The organism is Tardiphaga sp. 862_B3_N4_1 (assembly GCF_051811085.1).
GTDB classification, from domain to species: domain Bacteria; phylum Pseudomonadota; class Alphaproteobacteria; order Rhizobiales; family Xanthobacteraceae; genus Tardiphaga; species Tardiphaga robiniae.
On the sequence record NZ_JBPWQB010000002.1, the window covers coordinates 937,810 to 963,300 of the forward strand.

Below are 25,491 nucleotides of genomic sequence, written 5' to 3' on the forward strand. Positions count from 1 at the left end.
GGCGTCAGTGCAGCCGGGGAGCTTTCAGCATCTTGGAGCGGTCCGTCGATACCAATTCGACATCGAATGTATCGCCACCGCGATAGAGCGTCAGCGGCACGTCGACACCGGCCGGACCTAGCGCCCAGAGTGCGCGATAGAATTCGACGGAATCGGATACCTCCTCACCGTTGACGGCAAGAATCACGTCGCCGGTCTTGAGCTCGGCCCGGGCCGCCGGGCCCTTCCTGGCGATCCCGACAACGACGACCTTGTCCTCGACCTCGGCGGCATACAGCCCGAGCCACGGCCGCGGCGGCTTGTTGGCACGACCATAGGTCTTGAGATCGTCGAGGACCGGCTTCAGCAAGTCGATCGGCACGACCATGTTGAGATGTTCGTTCTTGCCACCGTGCTCGCGCTCGATCTGCAGCGAGCCGATGCCGATCAACTCGCCTTTGGCGTTGATCAGGGCGGCACCGCCCCAGTTCGGATGCGCCGGATGGGTGAAAATCGCGTCGTCGAGCAGGTATTCCCAATAGCCGGCGAATTCCTGTGTCGCGGCGATCTTCCCGGCCACGGACCGCGTGCGTCCGCCGACGCCGCCGACCACCACGCGATCGCCGATCTTCGCGCTCGCCGACTCACCGAGCGGCAGCGGCGCAATGTCGATCTCGCCGAGCGCCTGCACGAGTCCGAAACCGCTTTCCTGATCGACGCCCAGCGCCGTGCCCTGCACCACGCGGCCGTCGCCGAGATGCACCCAGATCGTTTCGGCCTCGGTGATGAGATAGCCGATGGTGAGAATGAGGCCGTCGCCGATCAGCACGCCATTGCCGGCGCGCTCGGTGCCGAGCGTATCCGCCGTGAAAGCATCTTCCGGGATGATGCAATGCAGCCCAACCACCGCCTCCAGCGCCTGCTCGAGGTCGAATCCGTAATCCTCAGCACGCGGCTGCACACCCGGGGGCACTTTCCACTCGGTCAGTGAAGGCATGCAAAATCTCCTTTGTCCGGGATGGGTAGCCCCCGCCATATAAGAACCGATCGCGGACGTGGAAGTCCAGCCTGTGAACTTAGCGACCCTGCGGCGTTTGGTTACGCACCGGGACGTTGTGCGAGCCACGCCAGTAGCACCGCATTGACCTCGCGCGGATAGCAGTGGCTGAGATCGTCGATCTCGCGATAGGTGACGTCGGCGCCGGCGATCGTGAGCGCCTGCTGTGCCTCGCGCGCGGTCTGCACCGGAAACATCCAGTCGAGACGGCCATGGACGAGATGGATCGGCAGGCCGCGCAGGCGATCTGCATCGGCAAACTGCGCCATCAGTGGATGGAAGGTGGAGGCCACCGGCGCCAGATGGGTGAAGGGCGACTCGGCGCGGAGGCCGCTGACATAGCAGAAGGTGCCGCCATCGCTCATGCCGGTCAGCAGCAATTGCGCGGGATCGATATGCCAGCGCGACTGCACCAGATCGAGAATGCGCGAAAGATTCGGCGTATCGGCATCGTCGCCCATCAGCGCCCAGGTGCTGCCGATCGCCGTCGGCGCGATGAGTATCGCGCCAGAGCTGCGCGCATCGGCGAGCCAGCTCCACAAGAAAGCCCGGCCGTTGCCGCTGCCGCCATGCAGCGCCATCACCAGCGGCCAGGCACGATCCGGCGTGTAGGTTTCCGGCACATACATCGAGAAACCGCCGCGACGTCCGGGCTCGCCATCATGAATGACGCCGGTGTTCTCTGCCGAAGGCAATGCCAGTCGTTCAAGCAGTGCCGTGTTCTCGCGCATGTCAGGCGGAAGAAAGAACGTACTCACAGGCGGCAGCCGCGCCACCGTGGCATAAAGCGCTTCCTGCGCGCGCGTGGCGTGGCGCAATGCACGAAACACCATCGGCAGATCGCCGCCGGGCTGCTGGGCCGCGCGCAAGCCGGTAAAGGCTGTCAGCGCCGCGTCGCTCGCCGCATCGAGATGTGCCCGCAGATCGCTAAAATCATCCGGCCATGCGTTGAGCTCTGCGCGCACCGCCTTGAGCGCCTGATCAGGCTCGCCCACCGCTTCCATGACGGCACCGAAAGTCGGCGGATGCAGATTGCGCGCAACGAATTGCAGCGCCTCGAGCGACTGCAGCAGGGGCGGCAGCAGAACAACGATATCGTCGACGACTATGTCGCTCATCGGAAGCTCCGGGCAAATCGTTTGGCCCCATCAATCCAGGACCGAGCGAGAAGCCAGAGACCATACTGATACGACGGCAAAGCGGCCATCTCCGCGCCCGGCGAAAGATCTGTCAGCCCCAGTTACCGATCAGCCAAGTCACTCACATTCGGCAAGATCGCTGCGACGCAACATTGAAATACCATGGACTTCTCGATTTTGTATACATATACAAAATTCATGAGCATCAGCCCGATCGCCGCCAGGCCCTATCTGAGAGACGAAGTCTATACGGCCCTGAAAGTTCGGCTGGGGGTGCGTGCGGCCGGCCTCACGGCCCCCTTGCGACTTCGAGAAGAGGAGCTTGCGGCAGAGCTCGGGGTCAGCCGGACGCCCGTACGTGAGGCCATGCGCAGGCTCGAGCAGGAAGGGCTGATCACGTTTCGCCCGCGCCGCGGCGCACGGCTGATGCCGACATCGCTGCCGGAATATCTCGAATGGCTGTCGATCCGAGAAATGCTGGAAGGTCTGGCAGCGCGCGAAGTCGCCCTCAACGGTGCGAATGATGTCGCGCCCCGCCTGCGGGCCGTGTTCGCCGATTTCGATGAAGCCGGCGCGCTGGCACGCCCCACCGAATATGCCGCTGCCAACACTGCCTTTCATGCGCTGATGATCAAAGAGAGCGGCAACGCCCTGCTCGGCAAAACATGGGACTCATTCGGCCATCTGAAAATGGCGGGACTGCGCTTTATCGAGCGTCTCAATCGCGGCTCGCAATCGTTTCATGAGCACCACGACATCATCGACGCGATCGCACAGCGCGATCCCGACCGCGCGGAAACACTCGCGCGACGGCATGTCCGTTTGCTGCGCGACCAGGCAGCGGCGTCATTGAAAGAATTCGACCTCCCCGGACAGAATGAGACCACACCATGATCTTCCTCACTTTTGCAGCCGCAGACGGATCGCATCTCGGCCTCTTGACCGATGACAACGTTCTCGATCTGACGAAGGCGTGGCCGGATGGCCAGGCCTCCGCGCCGCGCCATGTCGGCGATCTCGCCGAAGCCGGCGAAGCGGGGCTCGCCATCGTGCGTGGTCTCGCATCCACCGCGAATGCCGCGAACCTTGTTGCACTCGCATCTCTGACGCTGATGGCACCGATCCCGCGGCCGAAGAAGAACGTTTTCTGTGTTGGCCGCAATTACAAGGATCATATCGACGAAGGCATGCGCGCGCAGGGCAAGGCGCCCGCCCCGTTGCCAAGCGTGCCGGAATTCTTCACCAAACCGCCGACCGCCGTGATCGCTTCAGGTGAGACGATTCCGCAGCATGCCAATGTCACCGAACAGCTCGATTACGAAGTCGAGCTCGCCGTCATCATCGGCAAGCCGGGCAGCAATATTTCCGCGCAGAACGCCTTCGATCATGTGTTCGGCTATTCGATCATCAACGATATCACCGGCCGCGACATGCAACGCCGTTACGGCCAGTGGTTCAAAGGCAAAGGCCTCGATCGCTCCTGCCCATTCGGGCCGGTTGTGGTCCATGCGTCCGCGCTGCCGAATGTTGCCGACATCAGGATCTTCAGCACGGTCAATGGCGAGGTCCGCCAGGACAGCCGCACCAGCCGCATGATCTTCGATATCCCAGCCATCATCGAACATCTGACGCGTGGCCTCACGCTGGAGCCTGGAGACGTGATCGCCACCGGAACTCCGTCCGGGGTCGGCTATGCGATGACGCCGCCGCGCTTCCTGCTCAAGGGGGATCGCGTCACAGCCGAGATCGAAGGCATCGGCATCCTGTCCAACAGCATCGTGGCCTGACACGGCACCGCACGCGCCAAAAACAAGGACAACAACATGAGTGATTCCCGGACATTCCGCGTGCAGCGTGCAACATCGGACTTTCGCTGGCCGAATGGCGCACGCATCGGCATCGTCTTCAATCTGGCCTATGAGGCCTGGTCGCCCGGCAAGGCACCGGGCATCGGGCCGATGGGCAACGTGTTGCAGCCCGGCTTTTTCGATACCAACGCGCATTCCTGGGCAAGCTACGGCGCCGTACGCGGCATCCAGCGCCTCACGCGCATCGCTGCCGCAAACGATGTGAAGACCAGCATCATGGTCAACGGCGTGCTGGCCGAAACCCACCCGACCGTGCTGAAGGAGCTTCATGCCGCCGGTCACGAGATCGTGGCGCATTCCTATGGCATGGATGTCATCCCGGTCTATTTCGACGAGGCCGGTGAGCGCGCCAATATCCGCCGCACCGGTGACCTCATCGCCGCCGTCACCGGCGAACGTCCGAAAGGATGGATCAGCCCACGTGGCACCGGAAGCCTGATTTCGCCAAAGCTGCTCGCTGAGGAAGGCTATGTCTGGTTCGGCGACTGCAATGACGACGACCTGCCCTCGATTATCACGCAGAAAGATGCGCCGGAACAACGCATCGTCGGCATTCCGCTGACGATGGACGTGAACGATCTGCCGCACAGCATCCGCTACGGCAATGCGCCGGCAACGCTGATCGACCAGTTCCGCGCCATCCTCGACAATGCAAGCCAAGCCGACGCGGCACCGTTCATGCTCGATGTCACCGCGCATACCCATGTGTTCGGTCGGCCGGCAGGCGCGTGGGTTTACGACGCCATGATCAAGCTGGCGCGCAAGCGCGACGATGTCTGGATCGGCACGCGTATGGAGATTGCCGAATACGCACTGGCGCAGGGCCGGTGGTTCAAGGACGAGGTGTTCTGAACCACACCCGTTGAGGAGGCGCAAAAGCCTCCCGAAAAAACATCGAGGAGGAATCTCATGACGCACTTCTTCAAGCGCGCATCCAGCGCGGTCGTGATCACCGCTGCGCTGCTGACGGCGATCGGTCCCGCCGTCGCCCAGCAGCCCTACCCGGTGCAGCCGGTGCGCCTGCTCGTCGCTTTCGCGCCGGGCGGCCCCGCCGATATCATCGCGCGCATTGTCGGACAGAAACTGAACGATCTGTGGCGCGAACCCGTCGTGATCGAGAATCGCGGTGGTGCCGGTGGCAATATCGCGGCTGCCGCGGCCGCAAGAGCCGAACCCAATGGCTATACCGTGCTGGTGACAACAAGCGCGTTCGCCGTCAATCCGAGCCTATCGGCAAAGGCCGGCTATTTGCCGGATGAATTCAAGACCGTGGTGGTCGCGGCGACCACGCCCAATCTGATCGTCGGCGCGCCTAGTCTCACAGCATCGACCCTGCGCGAGGTGATCGCCTCTGCCGCCAAGGAAAATTTCACCTATGGCACCGCCGGTGTCGGCACCACGCCGCATCTGTCGGCCGAAAAAATATTCAGGCTCAACGCCAAGGCCAACATCGTGCATGCGCCGTTCACGGGTGCAGGTCCCGCGCTAAATGCGGTGATGGGCGGTCACACGCCTCTGGCCAGTGTCGCCTTGCCCGCGGCGATGGAGCTGGTGAAGGGCAAACAGGTCAAGGCGCTGGCCGTGACAAGCCGCGAGCGCATGCCATCGCTTCCGGATGTCCCGACCGCGCGCGAGCTCGGACTGAGTGACGACGAGGATGCAACCTGGGTGGCATTCCTGGTGCCGGCCAGGACGCCGCAGGCCGTCATCGACAAGCTCAACGCCGACGTGAACAAGACGCTTGCAGATGCAAGTGTTCGCGAACAATTCGACCGCATCGGCTTCGCGGCCGTTGGCGGCTCGGTGACCGACTCCCAGAACTATGTGCGCGGAGAGATCACCAAATGGGGCGATATCATCCGCAAGCTCGAGCTGAAGCAGGAATAGCGAGCTAGGCGTAGCGCCCGACGCCCCTACGGATCCAGTTCCGTATCCCAATAGAGATAGTCCAGCCAGCTACCGTGCAGATAGTTCGGCGGAAACAGCCGGCCGTTGCGATGCAGCTGGTGCACCGTCGGTGCGAACGCCGTCTGACGCGGGAACATGCGTGCCTGCTGCGTGGTCATGTTGCCCTTGCGCAGATTGCAAGGAGAGCACGCCGCGACGACATTCTCCCAAGTGGTCTGGCCACCCTTGGAGCGTGGGATGATATGATCGAAAGTCAGATCGTCATGCGAGCCGCAATACTGGCAGGAGAAGCGATCGCGCAGGAAAACGTTGAACCGGGTGAAGGCGGGATGCGTCGTCGGCTTCACGAACGACTTCAGCGACACCACGCTGGGCAGCTGAAATTCGAACGAAGGACTCCGCACCGCGTGATCGTAGTGCTCTACGATATTCACACGGTCGAGAAACACTGCCTTGATCGCGTCTTGCCACGACCACAGCGACAGTGGGTAGTAACTCAGCGGCCGGAAGTCCGCATTGAGGACCAGAACCGGCCAACCGCCTTGCGAGACATGTGCGTTCAAGTAACGCTCCTGACCCCCACATATGGCTGCGAAGCAACCTGTCTCCACATACTACAGGCAGCGTGACAGGGTTGTGAAGGGCATAGGGCAGACCTTATCCCCTCACAAAAGCGCCGCGTTGGGTCGCTTTTCTGGGAACTGCGGGTGGTCTGTCGCAGCGCCTGCCGCTAAACCCCGTGGCGCGCGCCCGGTTCGCGGCCGCAAATACCGGACGCTGCCCGATGGTCCCTTCCTCCCGCTATCTCGAGGCCCCGCAACGGCTGCGCGCCTTTGTCCGTGCGCATGAAACCAGCCTAGCGATTCTGGCAGCGCTGATCGGCGTGATCGGGGGTCTCGTAGTGGCCGGCATGAGCGCTGCGGTCAGTGTCCTTCACGCGGTGTTGTTCAATCTGGAATGGGGCCAGCGGCTCTCCAGCCAGTTCTGGATTGATCCGGTGCGCGCGATTCTGGTTCCCACCTTTGGCGGGCTGCTGCTGGGCGTCGCCTTCCTGTGGCTTTTGCGCTGGCGACCGGCCCGCGAGGTCGACCCGATCGAGGCCAATGCGCTCCATGGCGGGCGGATGTCGTTCCGCGGCAGCATCATCGTCGCGCTGCAAACCGTGTGGTCCAGCGGCGTCGGGGCCTCGGTCGGTCTCGAGGCCGGCTACACCCAGCTCGCCAGCGGGCTCGGAGCCTCCATCGGGCGCGCCTTCCACCTGCGCCGCGGCGACCAGCGCGTGATGGTCGGCTGCGGTGCGGCGGCCGCGATCGCCGGCGCATTCGGTGCGCCGCTGGCCGGCGCGTTCTATGCCTTCGAACTGGTGATCGGCGGCTATACATCGGCGAGTCTGATGCCGGTCGGCATCGCCGCGGTGATTGGCTATTTCGTAGCCCATGCCTTCGATCCGTTGTCGCTTGGCGTCGTTGCCGGCCGGTTCGGCGACGTGCTCGGTCATGATCTCGCAGTGGCGGCGCTGCTCGGCGTCTTCGCCGCGACCTTCGGCATCGGCATCATGCGTGTTGTCGCTTGGACCGAAGCGCTGCTCACCAAAATCAAATTGTGGCCGCCGCTGCGTCCGGCGCTGGGCGGGCTGCTGGTCGGCTTGATGGCGCTGCTGACGCCGCAAGTCATGGCATCCGGACACGGCGCGCTGCATTTCGGCGGCATGACGGCCTATCCGGTCGCATTGGTGGCCTTCGTGATGGCGCTGAAAACGCTCGCCTCGATCGTCTCGCTCGGCACCGGTTTTCGTGGCGGTCTGTTTTTTGCCACACTGTTTCTCGGCGCGCTCGGCGGCCATCTGTTCGCGGTCGGCTTCAATGCGATCGGCGCAGGCTTCACCATCGACCCCGCCGTCTACACCATCATCGGCATGAGCGCGCTGTCGGCCTCGGTGATCGGCGGACCGCTCACCATGTCCTTCATCGCGCTCGAATCCACCGGCAATCTCTGGCTCACCACCGCGGTGCTGGTCGCCGTCATCATCTCCACCCAGATGACGCGCGAGCTGTTCGGCTACTCCTTCGCCACATGGCGCCTGCATCTGCGCGGCGAGACCATCCGCAGCGCTGCTGACGTGGGCTGGATCCGCGATCTCACCGTCAAGCGCCTGCTGCGCCCGGACGTGCCGACCGTCGACTCCACCATGCCGCTCGACGAATTCCGCGAGAAGTTTCCGCTCGGCTCGAAGACCCAAGTCGTCGCCGTCGATCCCGAGGGCCGCTATGTCGGCCTCGCCATCGTCGCTGAAGCGCATTCGCCTGACGTGACAGCCTTTCGGCTCGACAGCCTGCTGCATTGTCGCGACGTCGTCCTGCATCCGGACATGAACATCCGCGACGCCATGGTGGTATTCGAGGGCGCCGAAGCGGAATCGCTGGCGGTGGTCGAGGCCGAAAGCCACCGCGTGCTCGGCACGCTCTCGGAAGCCCACGCGACGCGGCGCTACGCCGAAGAGTCCGAGCAGCGCCGCCGCGAAGCCCTCGGCGAGATGTGATGGTCCGCCGTTAGCCGTCCGCGAGCGACAGCATATGCCCCTGATCAGGCGGCACCCGGCCGGCCAGTGTAGCGCGATAGATATTCTCGACGGCGACGGGGCCACGGCTCTCGGCAACCGTCAGCGACTGTTCCAGCAGCGGCAGGAATCCTGACCACGCCGCGGTGAACCGGGTATCGATGCCGCCCGGTCCCCATTCTTTGGCACGCTTGCGGATCTGGTCCGGCGCGAAGAACCATGCGGGCTTGGCGCCGGGAAGCTCTTCATCCACCGCTGCATCCTGATGGGTGAGCCCGACGCGCCCGCTATAGACGAGTTTGTGCTTGAGGTGCCGATGCAGCCGGCCGCGCAGGTCGGCATTCCCGGCCATATCGACGAAGGCCACCGGCTGATCCGCGGGCAGCGTATCGATATGATCGTAGAGCACGACATCGTCGTAGCAGCCGAGCGACCGCACGAAATCGGCATTCCCCGCCGAGGTCAGGCCAATCACGCGGATCAGCTTGCGCTTGCTGTGCAGCAGATGCGCGAGACCGAAGGCGGTCTTGCTCGAGGCACTGGAGAGAATGACAGTGCGTGCACCGAAGAATTCCTCCTCGGCGAGAAAATCATCGACCAGGAACGAGAGCATGAAGAGCGGCCGCAGCAGCGCTTGATAGTCGCCATTGCGTCCAGCAAAGGCCGGATCACCGGTCACCCGCGCATATGCATTGTAGACCGGCGCCACGCCCTGCCGGTGCGCCGCGCCGTCGCGCAGGCCGCGCTTGCTGACATCCGCGGCCTCGATCACCAGATGCGAGGCCATCGGGAAATAGCCGAACAGCCGCTCGCCTTCGACGATCTGCGGATGCATCGAGGCGATCACCCTGCCGAAACCCCAGACCGGAATGTTGCCGAAGCCGTCAGGCGCCTTGAACAACTGCCAGTATTTCATCCGGTCACCCAGCATCGCATAAGTGATGTTGTTCGCGGTGAAGGCGAAGCGTTCGACCTCGACTAGAAGGCAATCATCGGACAGTTCGTCCAGTCGTGGCAGCGACATCTGCGCCAGTGCCGTGCCGTGAAAATCATTCTTCGCGATATTGAATTGCGTGCATGTGCTCATGTTCGAACTCCGCGGCGTTTTGCTGCTGCGATCATTCCCGCCGCCAATGTCTGTTTTGCGACAGCGGAGTTGTTTAAAACAACGTCCGTTTCAAACGCTGTTCGACTACTTACACCGTGGGAACCGTGCCGCCGTCGATCACGAATTCTGCACCGGTGATTGATGCCGCGCGCGGCGATGCCAGAAATGCCACGAGGTCCCCGACTTCGTGCGGCCTGGCCGGGCGTCCGAGCGGAATACCGCCGAGCGAATCCATTAGCATTCTCTGCGCGCCCTCATAATCGGTGCTGTTCTCGTCGGCGATCGTCTGCACCAGCCCGACGGCGGCCTCGGTTTCCACCCAGCCCGGCGAGACGCGCACCACGCGGATGCCTTTCGGGCTAACTTCCTTTGATAGCGCCTTGCTGTAGTTTCCGAGTGCCGCTTTCGCTGCCGCGTAAGCCATCGTGGCATCGTGCAACGGCAGCACACGCTGGATCGAAGTGACATGAATGATCACGCCGGATTTCTGCTCCAGCATCGACGGCAACAGAGCGCGATCCAGTCGGACGGCAGCATAGAGATTCAGGTCCATTGCGCGCTGCCAAGCGGCGTCATCGAGCTTTGCGAAACCGCCCGCCGACGCGGACGACCCGCCAACGACGTGGACAATGATATCGATGCCGCCGAGGCGCTTCAGGACCGCGTCGGCGAGCGCCGTGCACCCGTCGGCGGTGGCAACGTCAGCAACGACGAAGCCGGCATGGTCCGGCATGCCGTCCGGCCTGTTGCGCGCTGTCGTGAGCACCACTGCACCCTGTGCCAGCAGGCACGCGACGACGGCTGCACCAATACCTTTGGTCCCACCGGTCACGAGCGCCCGCTTGCCAGCGAGTTCGCCGCCCGCCTGATGATTTGTCATCGTCCAGTTCCTCATTTTCACATCCGCACAGCGCGGCGCATTGTCTGCGAGGGAAATGCGGATATGTTTGCCGAATGACAAGAACGCACGAGAAAGTGGGGGGCTTACCTCCAGGTAAGGAACCGTGGACTGCGACGACCGCATCGGACGGGATCGAGCAGTCGCTGAAGATGATCGGCGGACGCTGGAAGCTGGAAATCCTGTTTCGTCTGTTCGGCGGCCGAATTTTGCGCTTCTCTGAACTCGAACGCGCAATCCCTGCGGCCTCGCAGAAGATGCTCGCGCAGCAATTGCGGCAGCTCGAGGCCGACGGTATTGTTCGACGCGTCGTGCATGCGCAGGTGCCTCCGAAGGTTGAATATGCGCTAACGGATTGGGGCGAATCTCTTTGCCCTTCGCTCGACGCACTGCTCACATGGTTCGCATGGAAGCCAGCATCCGACGCCGCAGTATCTGCCATAGGGACATCCACCTCGCCTCCTGCCGAGGAGTAGTCTGGCCCGCACAGTCGATGCTGCGGCCCGCAACGTGTTCACTTCGCCGGTTTGCCGATCACGCCTTCGCGCTTCTTGATGGCGTGATAGTAAGCCCACCACAGATGCGCCGCCGCACCGCGCAGCGGACGCCATGGTTCTGCCAGCGGCGCCATCTGCTTCACGGTCGGCCGCTCCTTGAGACCGAGCCCGACCTTGATTGATTCCTGAATGGCGACATCGCCCGCCGGCCATGCATCGCCATGGCCGAGACAAAACAGCAGATAGACGTCGGCCGTCCATGGTCCGATGCCGTGCAATGCGACCAGCGTGTTATGCGCAGCGTCGGCGTCTTCCTCGGCGAGCACATCGAGATTCAACCGCTCCTCGACGAGTTCGCGCGCCAGCGCCTTCAACGTCTTGATCTTCGCCGCCGACAGGCCAAGCCGGCCCAGGCGATCGGTACGCGCCTTGCGGATGGCGTGATGATCGAATGGCGAGAAGGCGCCCGAGACGCGGCCCCAGATCGCTGAAGCCGACGCCACCGAGACCTGCTGCCCGCAGACGATCTGCGCAAGCCCTTCGAAGCCCGGCGCACGTTGCCGAAGTGCCGGCATCCCGGCCATGGCCAGGATCGGTTTCAGACGCGGGTCGAGCTTCACCAGCTCCATAACGGCGTCGTCGAGCACGGATTGATCGGTAAGATGGACGGTCATGATCCCCAAGGATCACCACGGCGTGACCGCAAGATCAATCCTGCCAATGAATGCGCTGCGGCAATAGCGCACCATGCAACCGGGAACCAAAGCCCCGGACGTCGCGTTGTTTGCGTTCAATGGAGGCTACCGCCATGCGGACGTTTTTTGGAATGATCCTGGGTGCGCTGATCCTGGGCATCGGCGTTTACATCTACGATTCGATGTCGACCTCGTCAGTGGCGAACGGCCAGACGGCGCAGGAGCGCCGGACGATCGTCAACTGGGATGTTGCTGCCAATGAGTGGGAAGCACTGAAGACGCGCACCAAGCAGGATTGGGCCAAGCTGACCTCGCAAGTGAAGTCGTAAGCACATCAGCAACGAGAAGACTGGTTCAGCCGATCAAAGATGCCCTCGCCGATGAGCGGGGGCATTTTTCTGCCTGAACCCGCTGAAGCTTACTTCTTCGCAGCCGCGGCTTTACGCGCATCGGCGATCGCAAGAACGAACTGTTCTTTGGTGATCGGGCCGGGAATCCGGAACTTGCCGACGATGAAGGACGGCGTGCCGTTAAAGCCGAAAGCCGTCGCCTGCTCATCGATCTGCTTCAGCTTGGCAACGATCGCATCCTGATTTTTCTGCAGATCGGCGACGGCGCGATCGACATCGATACCGGCCTTGGCGAGCCGATCACGCGCGATCGCCTCGGTCAGTTTGGTATCGAGGCTGATCAGGGCGTCTTGCGCCTCGATGAACTTGTTCTGGTATCTGGCAGCGAGCACGAGACGGGCCGCATAGACGGACACCGGCCCGAGGATCGGCCAGTCCTTCGACACCAGGCGAACCTTGCCGTCTTCCTTCACCAGGGCGCGCAGGTCGGGGGCGATCTTCCGGCAATAGGGGCATTGGTAGTCGAAATATTCGACGATGGTGATGTCGCCCTTCGGGTTACCTGCGGCCGGGATGTCCGGATCGCGGAGTACCGCGGCTTCGTTAAGGACGTCTTCGTCCTTGGCGGCACCAGATGCCGCGAGGACCTTGCCGGACGCGCCGAGCAGCATGGCGCCACCGAAAAGCCCGAGCGCAGCGCGCCGTGTCGTGGCGGTCTTCGAGGTCTCGCGGATTGCGGCGGTCATGATGTTCTCCGAAGACGCATCATGCGCCAGCGCTCAGGTGATGTAGATGTTGCGGGCCAACATATAGAGCGCCACGACGATAATGATAGACGCAAAAACGGTATTCAACGCGCCCCGCCGCAGCGACAGATGCCGCGCCAGGCTGGTTCCCAACAGTCCGCCGAGCAGACCACCCAGAATGAACACCAGCGCAAGTTTCCAGGAGATCAGCCCGGACCAGGCATAGCTCGATGCCGTGGTGAGACCGAATGCGGTGACCGCCACCAGCGATGACGAGATCGCACTCATGATCGACATGCCCGTGGCCGCCATCAGCGCCGGCACGATCAGAAAGCCGCCACCGATTCCGAAGAAGCCGGACAGCGCGCCGGTGACAAGACCCAGCGCAAGCAGCGAAGGCGTGTTCGACATGCTGATCTCGACGCGGTGCTCGCCGACTTGGGCGCGCGTCTTCAGCATCAGCACGGCGATCACCAGCATCAGGACCGCGAACAGCGCCAGCAAATTCTGCCCGTCCACCTGCTTGCCGAGAATCGAGCCTCCGAGCGCACCGGCGATTCCTGCAGCAGCAAACACCAGCGCGCAGGACCAGTGCACATTGCCGCCACGCGCATGATTGCCGAGATTGACCGCCGCATTGGCCGCAACCGCAATGGCGCTGGTGCCGATCGCGACATGCGGCTCAGGCACGCCGACAACATAGACCATCAGCGGCACAGCGAGGATCGAGCCGCCGCCACCGACCAGGCCGAGCGAGAAGCCGACCAGTGCGCCCGAAGCCAGGCCGAGCGCCCCTTGCATCACAGTCATCATGAACGGCTGATTCTCATCTTCTCATCTGAGCATGATCTTTCGAAAAAATCAGTGTCCACTTGTTCGGATCATGCGCGCAACGGTGTGACCATAATGACCTTTCCGGCCCGGCTCCATGCAGCCGGCATCACAAATCCGCCTGCCGGGAAAACGCTGTCGTGACCATCAGCGCACCAGCAGGGTGACGGCGAGCGGCACCAGTAGAGAGGTCACCAGCGCATTCAGGCTCATCGCAATGCCGGCGAAGACCCCGGCCACCGCATCGACCTGAAAGGCCCGCGCTGTGCCGATCCCATGCGACGCCAATCCGACGGCAAAGCCACGGGCGCGATAATCGGTGATGCCCATGCGGTTCATCATCGGGGTGACGATGATCGCGCCCATGATGCCGGTCAGCACCACCGCCACCGCGGTCAGCGATGCGTCAGCGCCGAGCGACTCGCTGATACCCATGGCGACGCCGGCGGTGACCGATTTCGGCGCCAGCGACAGCACCACATTTTGCGGCAGGCCGAAGGCCTTTGCCAGCAACACAACCGAGACGATCGCCGTGGCACAGCCGACCACCAGCGCGGCGAGCATCGGCACGATCGCTGCCGCCACGACCTTGCGATTCTCATAGAGTGGCACCGCGAGCGCCACGGTCGCCGGACCGAGCAGGAAGTGCACGAATTGCGCACCGCTGAAATAGGTCGTGTAGGACGTCCCGGTCAGCAGCAGGAACACGGCGATGATCCACATCGAGTGGAATACCGGATTGGCAAACGGATGCCGGCCGGTCGCCAGCGACAGCGCATCCGCCGTCGCATAGACCAGCAGCGTCACGGTCAACCACAGCAGCGGCTGCTGCGAAAGATAGACCCAGAGTGAGAACGGATTGGCGGTCATCACGCGCTTCGCCCGCGTGTCATGACCCGGCTGATGATGAGAAACGTCGCCACCGTCACCAGCAGCGTGATCACGACCGAGACCGCCAGAACGCCGACGATGGCGGTGCCATGCTCGGCCAGCAGATCGAGCTTCTGCACCACGCCGACACCGGCGGGAATGAACATCAACGACAGATGCGCGAGCAGGCCCTTCGCGGCATTCTCCACGCCGCCGCCCTGCAGCGGCCCCTGCGCGAACAGCATGGCGCGGTCACGCAGCAACAGCAGAACGAGCAGCAGCAACATGCCGAGCACCGGGCCGGGCACCGGCCATGCAAAAGCGCGCACAGCGATCTCGCCAGCGAGCTGGCACAGCAGGATCAGGGACAGACTGGCAATCATAGGGACTCCGCGGGTGACGGATCGTTATCGCCCGCGAAGCAAGTGATGTCGATCAACCCCAGCGCGCGGCTGATCCGATCAGGCGGCACCCTTCAGCTTCTTGGTGCATTCGCTGTAGTAGCCGCCGCCTTTTTCGATCCACTTCATGCCGCCATTGGCATTGGCGGCCTTGTTGGCATTGTACTGATCCACGCAGGTGTGCATCCGCGCTTTGCCAGCCGTCTCCTTGGCGTATTTCGGATCGACCACCGACGGGAAGGTGGCAGGGCCTGCCGGAGCCGCAGCTGTCGTGGCTGCCGGCTTGGGGGCTGCAGCAGGTTTGGGAGCCGCTGCGGGCTTGGCTTCGGCAGGTTTGGCTTCGGCAGCCTTCGGCGCCGCTGTTGCAGCAGGCGCAGCGGCGGGCGTCGTCGCAGCGGCATCGGTCCCGCATTCGGCTTTGCGGAAGTCATTCCATTTCTGGCCGTTCAGCGTGCCGGCGGTCTTGGCCGCCTGATATTTTGCACTGCATTCAGTTGCGGTGAGTGCATGGGCCGGACTGAAGGCAAGCAAAGCAAAACTGGATACTGCAATCGCGCAGGCGAATTTGACAGGCATTGTCATGGCATTCTCTCCCTTTGCTACACAAAGTAAAAGTAGACGAAGGCATCCTATCGCTACCGCTGCATGTGGCAACGACATCGCAGCTCCCCGCGAAAAATTATCGTGATCGCACCATCAGATATATTTCAACTCATTCACCTGCCGTTCAGCCCGGCGCGCCCACCCTGTCCTCCCTGTTCAATTCGAGGTGCTGCCATGATCCGATTCGCTTCCAGCCTAGCTACCGCTGCCGTCGCCTCCTTCCTCCTGGTCGGCGCGGCCACCGCTCAGACACCTGCGCCGGCGGCCACCAAGACTGCGCCCGCCAAGGCGGCCCCCGCCGAGAAGATGGCGCCTGCGGACAAGACAGCCGAGAAACCCCGCACCGCAGCGTCACTCGAATGTTCGAAACAGGCCGATGCCAAGGGCCTGCATGGCACCGAGCGCCGCAAATTCCGCTCGGATTGCAAGAAGACCGCCAAACCGAACTAAACTCTCGTCATGCGCCTGTCCCTCGCCCGGAAAGCGAGGGACAGGTAGACCACACTGCATTTGTCGACAGGTGCGGACTTTGCCATAAAGCGGGCTCCTTCAGCTTTCCGTGCAAATGGCCATCGCTCTTCCCAGCTCCCTTCAGATCCGCACCACCCTTGAGACCCTCGTCATCGGCACGACCGGCGGCGCGCTATTCTATTGGGCGGAATTGCCGGGCGGCCTGATCTCCGGCGCGATGATCGCGGTCGCCGCTTACGGCATCTTCGGCCGCCCGGTCGGCCTGCCGCAGCCGATGGCCCATGTCATCCTGATGACACTGGGCCTGTCGCTCGGCTCGATGGTGTCGCCGGAGATGGTGCACAATCTCAGCGCCTATCCGGTGACCATCGCTCTACTGGCGCTGGCCACGTTCTGCGCCACCTTCGGCAGCAGCATCTATCTGCAGCGCGTCCATGGCTGGGACCGCACCTCCGCGCTGCTGGCCGGCAGCCCCGGCGCGCTGTCGCAGATCATCATGCTGGCCACCGAGCGCAATGCCGACGTGCCGGGCATCGCCGTGGTGCAGATTTTTCGCGTCATCATCCTCACCGCCATGGTCCCCTTGCTGCTCGCCGCCACCGGCCTGATGGGCCACGGTCCGCTGCCGTCGCGCGGACCGGAAGCCTCGCCGCTCGCACTCGCCGAACTGGCTGCCGCGGCCGTTGCCGTCGCGCTGTTCATGCGCTGGATCAAGTTTCCGGCGAGCTGGATGTTCGGCGCGATGATGGCCTCGTCGGTCCTGCACGGCACCGGCTGGGTCCACGGCACGCTGCCGCAATGGGCCTATATCACGGCTCTCGTCGGCATCGGCAGCCTGATCGGCTCACGTTTCGGCAAGATCTCGCCGCGCACCATTCTCAGCCATGTCTGGGCGGCGCTCGGCTCATTCACGGTGGCCATCGCCATCTCGGCCGTGTTCGTGACGATCATCGCGCTCACCACGACTGTGAAGCTGAGCGATGTCGTCGTCGCCTTCGCGCCCGGCGCCATGGACGCCATGCTCGCACTGGCGCTGACACTGCATATCGATCCGGTATTCGTCGGCGCGCATCATCTGTCGCGCTTCATCTATGTCTCGATCGTCACGCCCGGAATCGTGCATCTGTTCGGCAAGGCGCAGGACGATATCGACGATTGATCTTCAGTCGTCGCGGACATCGATCGAAACAATGGAATTGATCTAACAAGTATGAGTGCCTTGCAGCGACGCAGATGCCTGCGTTGCAAGGTCTAGATATATTCTACCGCGCACCGTAGTGCGTCGCAGAACCAATCAAGTTAGACGCTCGATCAAGCTGGCGTGACCAGTATCATCGAGGCGTTGAAATGAAATTGAGAACAAGAAAATCGACGAAGCAGACTGCACTGCTTTGCACCGTCAGTGTGATGGCATTGGCAATCGAACTTCCGCGTGACGCATTCGCGCAGGCCAGCCTGCCGCCAGTCACGGTGGATGCTCCGCAGCCACAGCAGCGCGCACGCAGCACGACAGCAGCGAGATCTCAGACATCGGCACGCGCAACACGACGCACACGCACGACGACACCGCAGATTTCACCCGCGCCATCGGTTAATGAGCGCATCTATAGCGCCGACAACAACAGCTATGTCGCAGGTCAGGCCAGCTCGGCATCGAAGACGAATACGCCGCTGATCGACACGCCGCGCTCGGTGAGCGTCATCGACCGCAAGGAACTCGATGATCGCGGCGTCACCAGCATTCCGGAGGCGGTTCGTTATACAGCCGGCGTCACCACCGGCGGCTTCGGCTACGATCCGCGTTTCGATCAGATCTATGTCCGCGGCTTCTCGACGACGACGCTCGGCGACTTCCGCGACGGGCTGAAGCAGTTCGCCGCCGGCTTTACCACATTCCGGACCGAACCCTATCAGCTCAACAGCATCGAGGTGATCAAGGGCCCGGCTGCCGTGCTCTATGGGCAGTCCGTCCCCGGCGGCCTCGTCGATCGCCGATCCAAATTCCCGGTCGAGAATCAGGTCAACGAGATTTCACTGCAGGGCGGCACCTATGGCCGCATGCAAACGGCGTTCGACATCGGCGGCGCCAATTCCGACAAGTCGCTGCTGTATCGCCTGGTGGGCCTCGGCCGCGCCGGCGAGACCAATTACGACATCGCCGACGAACGGCTGATGCTGGCGCCATCGATCACCTGGCGACCGACCATTGACACCACGCTGACGGCCTATGCCATCCTGCAGAAGGACGAAACTGACGCCAGCGTCGCCATGCTCAATCGCGACGGCCAGCTGGTGAACGTCAACGGCGCGACCATCAAGCTGCGATCGAGCGATCCGAAATACGACTATCTGCGGCTGCAGCAGGCGCAGGTCGGCTACAAGCTCGAACATCGCTTTGATGATGTCTTCACGTTCCGCCAGCACACCCGGTTCGGCACGCTGCATGCGGAATCGCGCTATCTCAGCGGCAGCTTCGCGACGGCAACGTCAACCGTCTATGACCGCGGTGCCGTGGCCGTCGGCGACGACCAGACGAGCTGGCAAACCGACAATGCGCTGCAGGCCGACTTTGCCACCGGCCCGATCGCCCACCGCGCACTGTTCGGCGTGAATTACGATCACAATACCTGGGACTTCAAGCTCGGCCTGGGCGCCGTGAATCCCGGCTATGCGCTCAACATCCTCAATCCCGTCTACGGCATTGCCGGCCCAACCCCGGGCTATACGTCCGGTTCGCGTTCGACGCAGGAACAGGTCGGCGTCTATCTGCAGGACCAGATGCGACTCGGCAACTGGCACCTGTCGCTCAGCGGTCGTCAGGACTGGGCGGATCGCACGCAAATCAATTCCTATACGGGCGCCGTCACAGGTGCGCGCAACGACAACGCGTTCTCCTACAGCGCCGGCCTGCTCTATCACTTCGAGAACGGCATCGCACCCTATGTGAGCTACGCGACCTCGTTCCAGCCGGTCACGTCGCTCAGCATCGACGGCACCGTGCTGGCACCCTCCGAAGGCGAACAGATCGAGGGCGGCGTGAAGTATCAGCCACGGCCCGACGTGCTGCTCACGGCGTCGATCTACGACCTCAAGGAGAAGAACGCTGCCAAGCTCGCCGGCTTCGTCAACAGCATCGCCTATTACGCCTCGGTCGGCGAGATCCGCGTGCAGGGCTTCGAACTCGAGGCGCGCGCGCGACTCACACCGGAGCTCGAAACGGTGACGGCCTATACCTATTCCGATGCAGAGATCACCAAGAGCTCGATCGCGACCGAGCTCGGCAAGACCCCTGCGGTGACGCCGAAGCACACCGCGTCAAGCTGGATGAACTACACCTTCCTGAACGGTTCGCTTGAAGGCCTCGGTCTCGGTGCCGGTGTCCGCTATATCGACGCGACCTGGACGTCGAACGACAACACCTCACGCAACAACGGCTATACGCTGTTCGATCTGGCCGCGCGTTACGATTTCGCCAGGCTTGGACCGAAGTTTGCGGGCTATCAGGCCTCGATCAACGCCAACAACGTCGCCGACGAGCAGGTTGCGGTCTGCAATTCCGGCTACTGCTATTTGAGCCAGGGACGCACGGTGATCGGCACGCTGCGCTATCGCTGGTAGCGCTGCGCCAGCGGGCACGACCGGCGGCGGATCAGCGCCGTGCGGTCTTGCCGGCGCCCCACAGTGCGATCGCCGCCATCGCCAGCGAGATCAGCACATTGTAGCCGGCCAGCGACAGGCCTAGGAAACGCCACTGCACCTCGTCGCAGCGAATCACCTTCACGGTGTCGAGGCGCTCCAGCAGGCTGCCGGCCTTGCCGAGATCGACCACCGGACCCGAACAGTCCGTTGGACCCTGCCAGAATGTCCATTCGACGCCGGCGTGATAACCGCCGAGCACCGCATTGGCGAGCGCCGCCAGCGCCAGCACAACGAGGCCGGTCACAACCAGGCCGCGCGGCGCGTCCCTAGCGGCAGCAATCGCCACCAGCACCGCCAGCGGAATCGCGAGATAATAGGCATAGCGCTGTTCGAGGCAGAGCGGGCACGGCCGGATATCCAGCACCAGCTGGAAGAACCAGGCCCCCGCCAGCGTCGCCAATGCAATCAGACCGACCGCCAATGCAGCGACCAGCGCCGGGTTCGACGACGCAGGCGTGGAGGTGTGTGCGGTCTGGGCAGTCACGGTGCTCTCCGGAGTGGCTGCTGCGTCCTATCCCGGGCTCACCAGCCTGTCGAGGCAGCCCCGATCACACTGGAGTGTGCGCGGCGGCCAATCTGGCCAAACCGCAGGTTGACCCGCCCGGAGCGCCCGCTATATTCCGCCCGCTTCGCGCCCCCGGTCTCCGGCCGGCGTCCGAAGGCCCCTGTGGCGGAATTGGTAGACGCGCTCGACTCAAAATCGAGTTCCGCAAGGAGTGCTGGTTCGATTCCGGCCAGGGGCACCAACAGCTCATCAGCAATAATCCGTTGACGACGGGCTATATTTCCGAAAAGCGCGTTACCCGCAAATGACGACTGGAGGATTTGTCCTCACGCCGGCAGAGGTGCGGGCTCCGCTTTCGCCACCGGCATCGGCCTGAATGTCATTGCAATCAGGAAAGCGCCGAGCCCCATGATCCAGGAGCCGATATAGAGCCAAGCGTAGCTGGCGAACGCGTCGTAGATCAAACCTCCGGCGAGAGGTCCAGTCGCCATGCCAAGGCTGCCGGCCATGGCCGTTCCGCCGATCACCGTGCCCATCATCCGCAGCGGAAAGTTTTCGCGTGCGAGAACGGCGTAGAGCGGCATGGTGCCGGCGTAGATGAAGCCAAAGACCGCCGCCACGGTGTAGAACCCGCCGAGCTCACGCACGAAGACAAAACCGAGCGCCCCGAACGCCTGGGCGAGCAAGCCAAGGACCAGTACACGCTTGGCGCCAAAACGGTCGCCGAGCAGGCCGAAGGCGATACGGCCGCCCATCCCTGCCAGACCCTCGACGCTATAAATCGTGACCGCAGCGACAAGCGGTATGCCGCAGCTGATCGCGTAGCTCACAGTATGGATGATCGGCCCAGAATGCGTGGCACAGCAGAAGAAATTCGTCAGCAGCAGGATGATGAACTGTGGCGAGCGTAGCGCCTGCGCGCGCGACATCTCTGCCCGCGCCGGCTCGGCGGATGGAGCGGAAGGCGCGCACTCCAGCGCCGGCGCGCGGCGCACCAGCAGCGAGACTGGAATCATGATCGCGGCCACGACGAGGGCCACGATCTGCATCGAGGTGCGCCAATCGTGGTTCGAAACGAGCCAGGCCGCCAGCGGCGACATGGTCATGGGCGCCATGCCCATCCCCGCCGAAACCAGCGAGACGGCCAGGCTGCGATGCGTATCGAACCAGCCGGTGACCGTCGCCATCATCGGCGCAAAGATCGCGGCGGTGGCGCCGCCGACCATCAACCCGAAGACAAATTGAAATGCGACCAGAGATGTCGCGAGGCTCGCCAGCACCAGGCTTGACGCGAGGACGACCGACCCGGTCAACACCACCGGGAGTGGCCCCAATCGGTCGGACAAGGTGCCCCAGATCATGCTGGTGACAGCCATCGCGAGGAAGCCAATTGTCATGGCGCTGGATATACCGGTGACCGACCAGCCGGTATCCCGCGCGATCGGCTGCAGGAACACCGGCAACGAAAACATGCCGCCGATCGCGACGCAGCCCAGAAGGCCGCCCGCGGCGACGATTACCCAGCGATAGTGAGAATTGGTCATTCCTGGTCTCCACTTCAGCGGTCTTAGAGTGGAAGACGCACGGGACGGGCCGGAGCCGACAGGCCGACGGCCAACGCAGCTCACGTTTTTGCGAGCGCATACAGTTGTTCGTTGCCGCGATGACAGTGATCTTGCGGGCCAGTGGACCGATTCGGTTGATCGCTGACGAGAACATCTCTTGTCGATCGGCGGTTTATTAAGTCTAACAGGCTCAGACTGCCCCGAGGCGTCACTGGGGCTTCATGCGTGCGAGATCGAAATGCCCGGCCTGAGCAGACGAGCCATCCTGAGGGGAGGCGCGGCGTCGATGATGCTGCGCTCCGGTCCATTGGTCGCGCTGTCGCTTCCCGGCCCGTCCGATACCTTCACCGACAGCGTCGGCGTCAATGTGCATATCAGCAGCGAGCCATATGCGAGTCATTTCGACCGGTTTCACGATCTGCTTGCGGCATCAGGCATTCGCCATCTGCGCGACGAGTTGCGACCTAGCAACGATCTCGATCGCTGGCGCGCGCTGAACAAACGCTCGAACATCCTGTTCAATGTTGTGGTGTCGCCGGCGACCAACACCGTGCCGGAGATGATGACCTATCTCGCCGCATTGGGCATCGAGCGCGTCTCGGCGATGGAGGGCCAGAACGAGGGCAACAGCGACTGGTTTCTGTCGCTGCCGCTGGCGAAGCCGGGCTGGAGCAATGTCGTCGTGAACTATCAGCGCGAGGTGCACCATGCGCTGCGCGCGCGATATGCGGCGACGGAGTTGCCGCTGCTGTCGCCAAGCGTCATCAACTGGAAGCCCGCCGACGTCGCGCTGCTGCGCCCGGCCGCGCAGTTCAGCGATGCCGTCGCGATCCATTCCTATGTACAGAAGGCGCAAGAGCCGGAAACAACCAACGACTACGCCGCCGTGTCCTGGTATCTGCACAATATGCGCGACGCGTTCAAACCCGGCGCACCCGCACTGGCAACCGAATGCGGCTATTGCAATGTCGTGAAGCCCGGTACCTCCGGCGTCTCGGAAACGGCGGCGGCGCTCTATCTGCCACGGCTGCTGCTCAACAACTTCCGCCTCGGCATTCTCCGGACATTCCTCTACGAATTCTTCGATGGCGGTACCGATCCCAATGACGGAGAACATCATTGGGGCCTCGTCCGCAATGACGGCTCGCCGAAGCCTGGCTACCATGCGATCCGGAATCTCCTGTCCGCACTGAAAGGCGCACGCCGCGCCAACAACGATCCGCCGCTACGCGTGGCATCCACGGCACCGGACCTGCGGCATATCGCGTTTCAGGATGCGCAGGGACAACCGCTGCTTGCGGTATGGCGCGCGGTGCGCTGCTGGAATGTGGAGAAGGCTGAAGACATCCCGGTGCCCACGGAGCCGCTCGACATCGCCGTCGATGGCCCTGCCGCTTCGCTCTCCTTCAACCGTCCGAATGACGATGCCGAGTGGCGCCGCGTGCCGGTGACCGACGGGCACACGACGATCCCGCTGGACGGGCGCGTGGCGATCATCCGGCGTTCCAGCTGAGCTGGTATGAGTTGCTGTGGCTTGAACCACCCCGCCGCGCTTTGTATCCTGAAACTGCGTACGAACTGACGGTGAGCAGCAAAGTCTTTCAGACAAGGTCTTTTAGACTCTGCGGTCCGGCCAAGCATACGACAGCTTCGCCTTTTGCTCCAAAATATAACGGATTCTCCCCCATATGGACTATGCGCCTTCCGCTCCGGCCCTTGCGGCCGAGACGCACGCTTTTCAGGTTCTGCTCGAAGATGGCGCCACAGCCAGCATACGCGTTTATGGAAAAGGTCCACGGATCATCTGCAGCCATGGCAATGGCCTCGCCATCGATGCTTTTCAAAGCTTCTGGCGCCTCTTCACGGATGACTATGAGACCGTGGTGTTCGACTTCCGTCATCACGGCCGGAGCAGTCCGTATCGCCAGCCCATCCCGCATGTCTGGCCGCAGCTCATCCGCGACTATGAGGCGATCATGCAAGGGATCACGCGCGAACTCGGCCCGGCGCCGAGCCTCGGCGCATTTCATTCGATGAGCGCACTGACGACCCTGCTGCATGCCGCCGAATACGAGACGCCGTGGATCGGCTTCGTCGGCTTCGAGCCGCCGGCGACGCCGCCAGCGAGTTATCCCGAGTTCCAGAGTTTCCGCACGGAAAATGACAGACTCGCCGGACGCGCTGCGCAGCGTCGCACCACCTTTCCGAATGTGCAGGAGCTATTCGAGTCCTATCGCCGCAGCTCGGCATTTGCCGGCGTCGACGATGCCGGACTGCAGGCACTCGCCGCATCCACGCTGCGCTGGAACGACGACAGGCAGCTCTATGAACTCGCCTGCGCCAGGGAATTCGAGGCCAGCATCTTCACCATGCAGGATCTCCCAGGTGCCTGGGAGCGGATGTGCAGTGTCAGGCTGCCGGTGCAGCTCGTCGCCGGTGAACCAAAGGCGAGAACTAGCCCGTTCGTCGACATGGAGCGTGCCTTCGCGCGCGATGGCGGCTTCACCTTCACCACCGTGCCTGACGCTTCGCATTTCATGCAGATGGAAAAGCCGGCCGAATGCGCCGCAATCGTCCGCGCCTTCCACGCGAGCCTGGCCTGACAGCTCGGGAGTAACGCCGGGCTGCCATGCCGGGCGCGCAGCCGGCTGGCAATCCGCCCCAGCCATGCCCACATGGCAAGGGCAATGGGAGCCCCGTCATGACCGCACTTTCGATCCTCGACCTCGTCCGCGTTACCCAGGACACCGATGCGCGCGGTGCGCTCGACAATTCCCGGGATCTCGCCGGTCATGCAGAGCGCTGGGGCTATCAGCGCTTCTGGGTCGCCGAACATCACAACATGATCGGCATCGCCAGCGCCGCCACATCGGTGGTGATCGGCCATATCGCGGCGGGGACCAAAACCATTCGCGTCGGTGCCGGCGGGATCATGCTCCCGAACCATGCCCCCATCGTCATCGCCGAACAGTTCGGCACATTGGCGCGGCTGTTTCCCGGCCGCATCGATCTCGGCCTCGGCCGCGCACCCGGCACCGACCAGATGACCATGCGGGCGCTGCGCCGCTCGCTGCAGAATTCCGATAATTTCCCGCAGGACATCCAGGAGCTGCAGGCCTATTTCGCCCCGGCCGGCCCAAACCAGCGCCTGCAGGCGGTGCCTGCCGCGGGCACCAACGTGCCGCTATGGATTCTCGGCTCCTCGACCTATGGCGCGCAGCTCGCCGCGGCGCTCGGCCTGCCCTACGCTTTCGCCTCGCATTTCGCGCCCGACCAGTTGCTGCAGGCCCTGCAGATCTATCACCAGCACTTCGAAGCCTCCGAACAGTCGACGAAGCCGCATGCGATGGTCGGCGTCAACATCATCGCCGCCGACACCGATGCCGAGGCCAAGCGGTTGTGGACCACGCAGCAGATGTCGTTCACCAACATGTTCCGCGGCACCCGCGGGCTAAGCGCGCCGCCGATCGAGGATATCGAGACCTACTGGGCGCCGGCCGAGAAGATGCAGGCCATGGGCATGCTGCGGCGTTCGATCATCGGCTCGAAGGAGACGGTTCGCGCCGGCATCGCCGCGCTGGTCGAGGAGACCGGCGCGGATGAGTTGATGATCGTCTCGGACGTCTACGACCACGCCACGCGGCTCAAGTCCTATGAGATGATCGCCGAGGCGGCTGCGGGCCTCACCAAGACACCGAAAGCCGTAGCTGCTGAATAGCCAAAAACTCGTCATTCCGGGGCGCG

Annotated in this window: 26 protein-coding genes and 1 tRNA gene; 14 read left to right on the top strand and 13 right to left on the bottom strand. The window is 63.1% G+C overall.

Annotated elements, in window-relative coordinates:
* Window positions 1-4: 4 nt before the first annotated feature.
* The gene (locus AB8B02_RS21685; protein ID WP_120287257.1) at window positions 5-976 is read right to left on the bottom strand and encodes a S1C family serine protease; all 972 of its coding nucleotides are present in this window, start codon (window positions 974-976) and stop codon (window positions 5-7) included.
* 101 nt (window positions 977-1,077) lie between these two features.
* Window positions 1,078-2,154, bottom strand: a complete 1,077-nt coding sequence (locus AB8B02_RS21690) for a phospholipase (protein WP_309942761.1) — start codon at window positions 2,152-2,154, stop codon at window positions 1,078-1,080.
* Window positions 2,155-2,373: 219 nt separating this feature from the next.
* Between AB8B02_RS21690 and AB8B02_RS21695 the strand changes: the two genes are divergently transcribed.
* Genes AB8B02_RS21695 through AB8B02_RS21710 form a run of 4 tightly spaced genes read left to right on the top strand, consistent with a single transcriptional unit; the run spans window position 2,374 to window position 5,930 of the window.
* Entirely contained in the window at window positions 2,374-3,069 is a 696-nt protein-coding gene (locus AB8B02_RS21695; RefSeq protein WP_439065127.1) for a GntR family transcriptional regulator, read from the top strand.
* Window positions 3,066-3,962 carry a fumarylacetoacetate hydrolase family protein gene (locus tag AB8B02_RS21700; protein ID WP_309942758.1) on the top strand — a complete coding sequence of 299 codons (897 nt, stop codon included), beginning with the start codon at window positions 3,066-3,068 and terminating at the stop codon, window positions 3,960-3,962. Before AB8B02_RS21695 ends, AB8B02_RS21700 begins: the two co-directional genes overlap by 4 nt.
* Before the next feature lie 36 nt (window positions 3,963-3,998).
* The gene (locus AB8B02_RS21705) at window positions 3,999-4,895 is read left to right on the top strand and encodes a polysaccharide deacetylase family protein (protein WP_089267639.1); all 897 of its coding nucleotides are present in this window, start codon (window positions 3,999-4,001) and stop codon (window positions 4,893-4,895) included.
* A gap of 57 nt (window positions 4,896-4,952) precedes the next feature.
* Window positions 4,953-5,930, top strand: coding sequence for a tripartite tricarboxylate transporter substrate-binding protein (locus AB8B02_RS21710; protein WP_439065128.1), 978 nt, complete (start codon window positions 4,953-4,955; stop codon window positions 5,928-5,930).
* 26 nt (window positions 5,931-5,956) lie between these two features.
* On the opposite strand, the gene AB8B02_RS21715 is transcribed toward AB8B02_RS21710, so the two are convergent.
* Window positions 5,957-6,514, bottom strand: a complete 558-nt coding sequence (locus tag AB8B02_RS21715; RefSeq protein WP_089267641.1) for an HNH endonuclease — start codon at window positions 6,512-6,514, stop codon at window positions 5,957-5,959.
* Window positions 6,515-6,735: 221 nt separating this feature from the next.
* Between AB8B02_RS21715 and AB8B02_RS21720 the strand changes: the two genes are divergently transcribed.
* Entirely contained in the window at window positions 6,736-8,490 is a 1,755-nt protein-coding gene (locus AB8B02_RS21720; protein WP_439065129.1) for a chloride channel protein, read from the top strand.
* A gap of 10 nt (window positions 8,491-8,500) precedes the next feature.
* Here the strand turns inward: AB8B02_RS21720 and AB8B02_RS21725 are convergent, their stop codons facing one another.
* Both AB8B02_RS21725 and AB8B02_RS21730 read right to left on the bottom strand, forming a co-directional pair.
* Window positions 8,501-9,595: a DUF2855 family protein gene (locus tag AB8B02_RS21725; RefSeq protein WP_439065130.1), complete on the bottom strand. Its 1,095-nt coding sequence runs from the start codon at window positions 9,593-9,595 to the stop codon at window positions 8,501-8,503.
* A gap of 109 nt (window positions 9,596-9,704) precedes the next feature.
* A complete protein-coding gene (locus AB8B02_RS21730; protein WP_231079032.1) occupies window positions 9,705-10,496 on the bottom strand; it encodes an SDR family oxidoreductase in 792 nt (263 codons plus the stop codon).
* Between the two features lie 74 nt (window positions 10,497-10,570).
* Here AB8B02_RS21730 and AB8B02_RS21735 point away from each other — a divergent pair, with 74 nt between their 5' ends.
* Complete coding sequence (locus AB8B02_RS21735) at window positions 10,571-10,990, top strand: winged helix-turn-helix transcriptional regulator (protein WP_231079031.1); 420 nt, start codon at window positions 10,571-10,573, stop codon at window positions 10,988-10,990.
* A gap of 38 nt (window positions 10,991-11,028) precedes the next feature.
* Here the strand turns inward: AB8B02_RS21735 and AB8B02_RS21740 are convergent, their stop codons facing one another.
* Complete coding sequence (locus AB8B02_RS21740; protein WP_231079030.1) at window positions 11,029-11,685, bottom strand: DNA-3-methyladenine glycosylase family protein; 657 nt, start codon at window positions 11,683-11,685, stop codon at window positions 11,029-11,031.
* Between the two features lie 134 nt (window positions 11,686-11,819).
* On the opposite strand from AB8B02_RS21740, the gene AB8B02_RS21745 reads away from it, so the two are divergent.
* Window positions 11,820-12,035, top strand: a complete 216-nt coding sequence (locus tag AB8B02_RS21745) for a hypothetical protein (RefSeq protein WP_068730379.1) — start codon at window positions 11,820-11,822, stop codon at window positions 12,033-12,035.
* A gap of 89 nt (window positions 12,036-12,124) precedes the next feature.
* On the opposite strand, the gene AB8B02_RS21750 is transcribed toward AB8B02_RS21745, so the two are convergent.
* The 5 genes from AB8B02_RS21750 to AB8B02_RS21770 form a co-directional block, all read right to left on the bottom strand.
* Window positions 12,125-12,802 carry a DsbA family protein gene (locus tag AB8B02_RS21750; RefSeq protein WP_093757425.1) on the bottom strand — a complete coding sequence of 226 codons (678 nt, stop codon included), beginning with the start codon at window positions 12,800-12,802 and terminating at the stop codon, window positions 12,125-12,127.
* A 33-nt stretch (window positions 12,803-12,835) separates the two neighbouring features.
* The gene (locus AB8B02_RS21755; protein WP_068729255.1) at window positions 12,836-13,615 is read right to left on the bottom strand and encodes a sulfite exporter TauE/SafE family protein; all 780 of its coding nucleotides are present in this window, start codon (window positions 13,613-13,615) and stop codon (window positions 12,836-12,838) included.
* 165 nt (window positions 13,616-13,780) lie between these two features.
* Window positions 13,781-14,503: an LrgB family protein gene (locus AB8B02_RS21760; RefSeq protein WP_231079029.1), complete on the bottom strand. Its 723-nt coding sequence runs from the start codon at window positions 14,501-14,503 to the stop codon at window positions 13,781-13,783.
* Window positions 14,503-14,886, bottom strand: a complete 384-nt coding sequence (locus tag AB8B02_RS21765; RefSeq protein ID WP_231079028.1) for a CidA/LrgA family protein — start codon at window positions 14,884-14,886, stop codon at window positions 14,503-14,505. The genes AB8B02_RS21760 and AB8B02_RS21765 overlap by 1 nt, the downstream gene beginning before the upstream one ends.
* A gap of 78 nt (window positions 14,887-14,964) precedes the next feature.
* Window positions 14,965-15,486 carry a hypothetical protein gene (locus AB8B02_RS21770; protein ID WP_231079026.1) on the bottom strand — a complete coding sequence of 174 codons (522 nt, stop codon included), beginning with the start codon at window positions 15,484-15,486 and terminating at the stop codon, window positions 14,965-14,967.
* 195 nt (window positions 15,487-15,681) lie between these two features.
* On the opposite strand from AB8B02_RS21770, the gene AB8B02_RS21775 reads away from it, so the two are divergent.
* From AB8B02_RS21775 to AB8B02_RS21785, 3 genes are all read left to right on the top strand, one after another.
* Window positions 15,682-15,957, top strand: a complete 276-nt coding sequence (locus AB8B02_RS21775) for a PsiF family protein (protein ID WP_439065131.1) — start codon at window positions 15,682-15,684, stop codon at window positions 15,955-15,957.
* Window positions 15,958-16,072: 115 nt separating this feature from the next.
* A complete protein-coding gene (locus tag AB8B02_RS21780) occupies window positions 16,073-17,137 on the top strand; it encodes an AbrB family transcriptional regulator (protein ID WP_093757429.1) in 1,065 nt (354 codons plus the stop codon).
* Window positions 17,138-17,325: 188 nt separating this feature from the next.
* Entirely contained in the window at window positions 17,326-19,596 is a 2,271-nt protein-coding gene (locus AB8B02_RS21785) for a TonB-dependent siderophore receptor (RefSeq protein WP_439065132.1), read from the top strand.
* A gap of 31 nt (window positions 19,597-19,627) precedes the next feature.
* On the opposite strand, the gene AB8B02_RS21790 is transcribed toward AB8B02_RS21785, so the two are convergent.
* Window positions 19,628-20,161: a disulfide bond formation protein B gene (locus AB8B02_RS21790; protein ID WP_439065133.1), complete on the bottom strand. Its 534-nt coding sequence runs from the start codon at window positions 20,159-20,161 to the stop codon at window positions 19,628-19,630.
* Between the two features lie 177 nt (window positions 20,162-20,338).
* On the opposite strand from AB8B02_RS21790, the gene AB8B02_RS21795 reads away from it, so the two are divergent.
* Window positions 20,339-20,423 (top strand) — tRNA-Leu (locus AB8B02_RS21795).
* An 85-nt stretch (window positions 20,424-20,508) separates the two neighbouring features.
* On the opposite strand, the gene AB8B02_RS21800 is transcribed toward AB8B02_RS21795, so the two are convergent.
* The gene (locus tag AB8B02_RS21800; RefSeq protein WP_175366019.1) at window positions 20,509-21,726 is read right to left on the bottom strand and encodes an MFS transporter; all 1,218 of its coding nucleotides are present in this window, start codon (window positions 21,724-21,726) and stop codon (window positions 20,509-20,511) included.
* A 307-nt stretch (window positions 21,727-22,033) separates the two neighbouring features.
* On the opposite strand from AB8B02_RS21800, the gene AB8B02_RS21805 reads away from it, so the two are divergent.
* From AB8B02_RS21805 to AB8B02_RS21815, 3 genes are all read left to right on the top strand, one after another.
* Complete coding sequence (locus tag AB8B02_RS21805) at window positions 22,034-23,260, top strand: hypothetical protein (RefSeq protein ID WP_439065134.1); 1,227 nt, start codon at window positions 22,034-22,036, stop codon at window positions 23,258-23,260.
* Between the two features lie 175 nt (window positions 23,261-23,435).
* Complete coding sequence (locus tag AB8B02_RS21810; protein WP_439065135.1) at window positions 23,436-24,350, top strand: alpha/beta fold hydrolase; 915 nt, start codon at window positions 23,436-23,438, stop codon at window positions 24,348-24,350.
* Window positions 24,351-24,448: 98 nt separating this feature from the next.
* Window positions 24,449-25,465: an LLM class flavin-dependent oxidoreductase gene (locus AB8B02_RS21815; protein WP_439065136.1), complete on the top strand. Its 1,017-nt coding sequence runs from the start codon at window positions 24,449-24,451 to the stop codon at window positions 25,463-25,465.
* Window positions 25,466-25,491 lie beyond the last annotated feature (26 nt).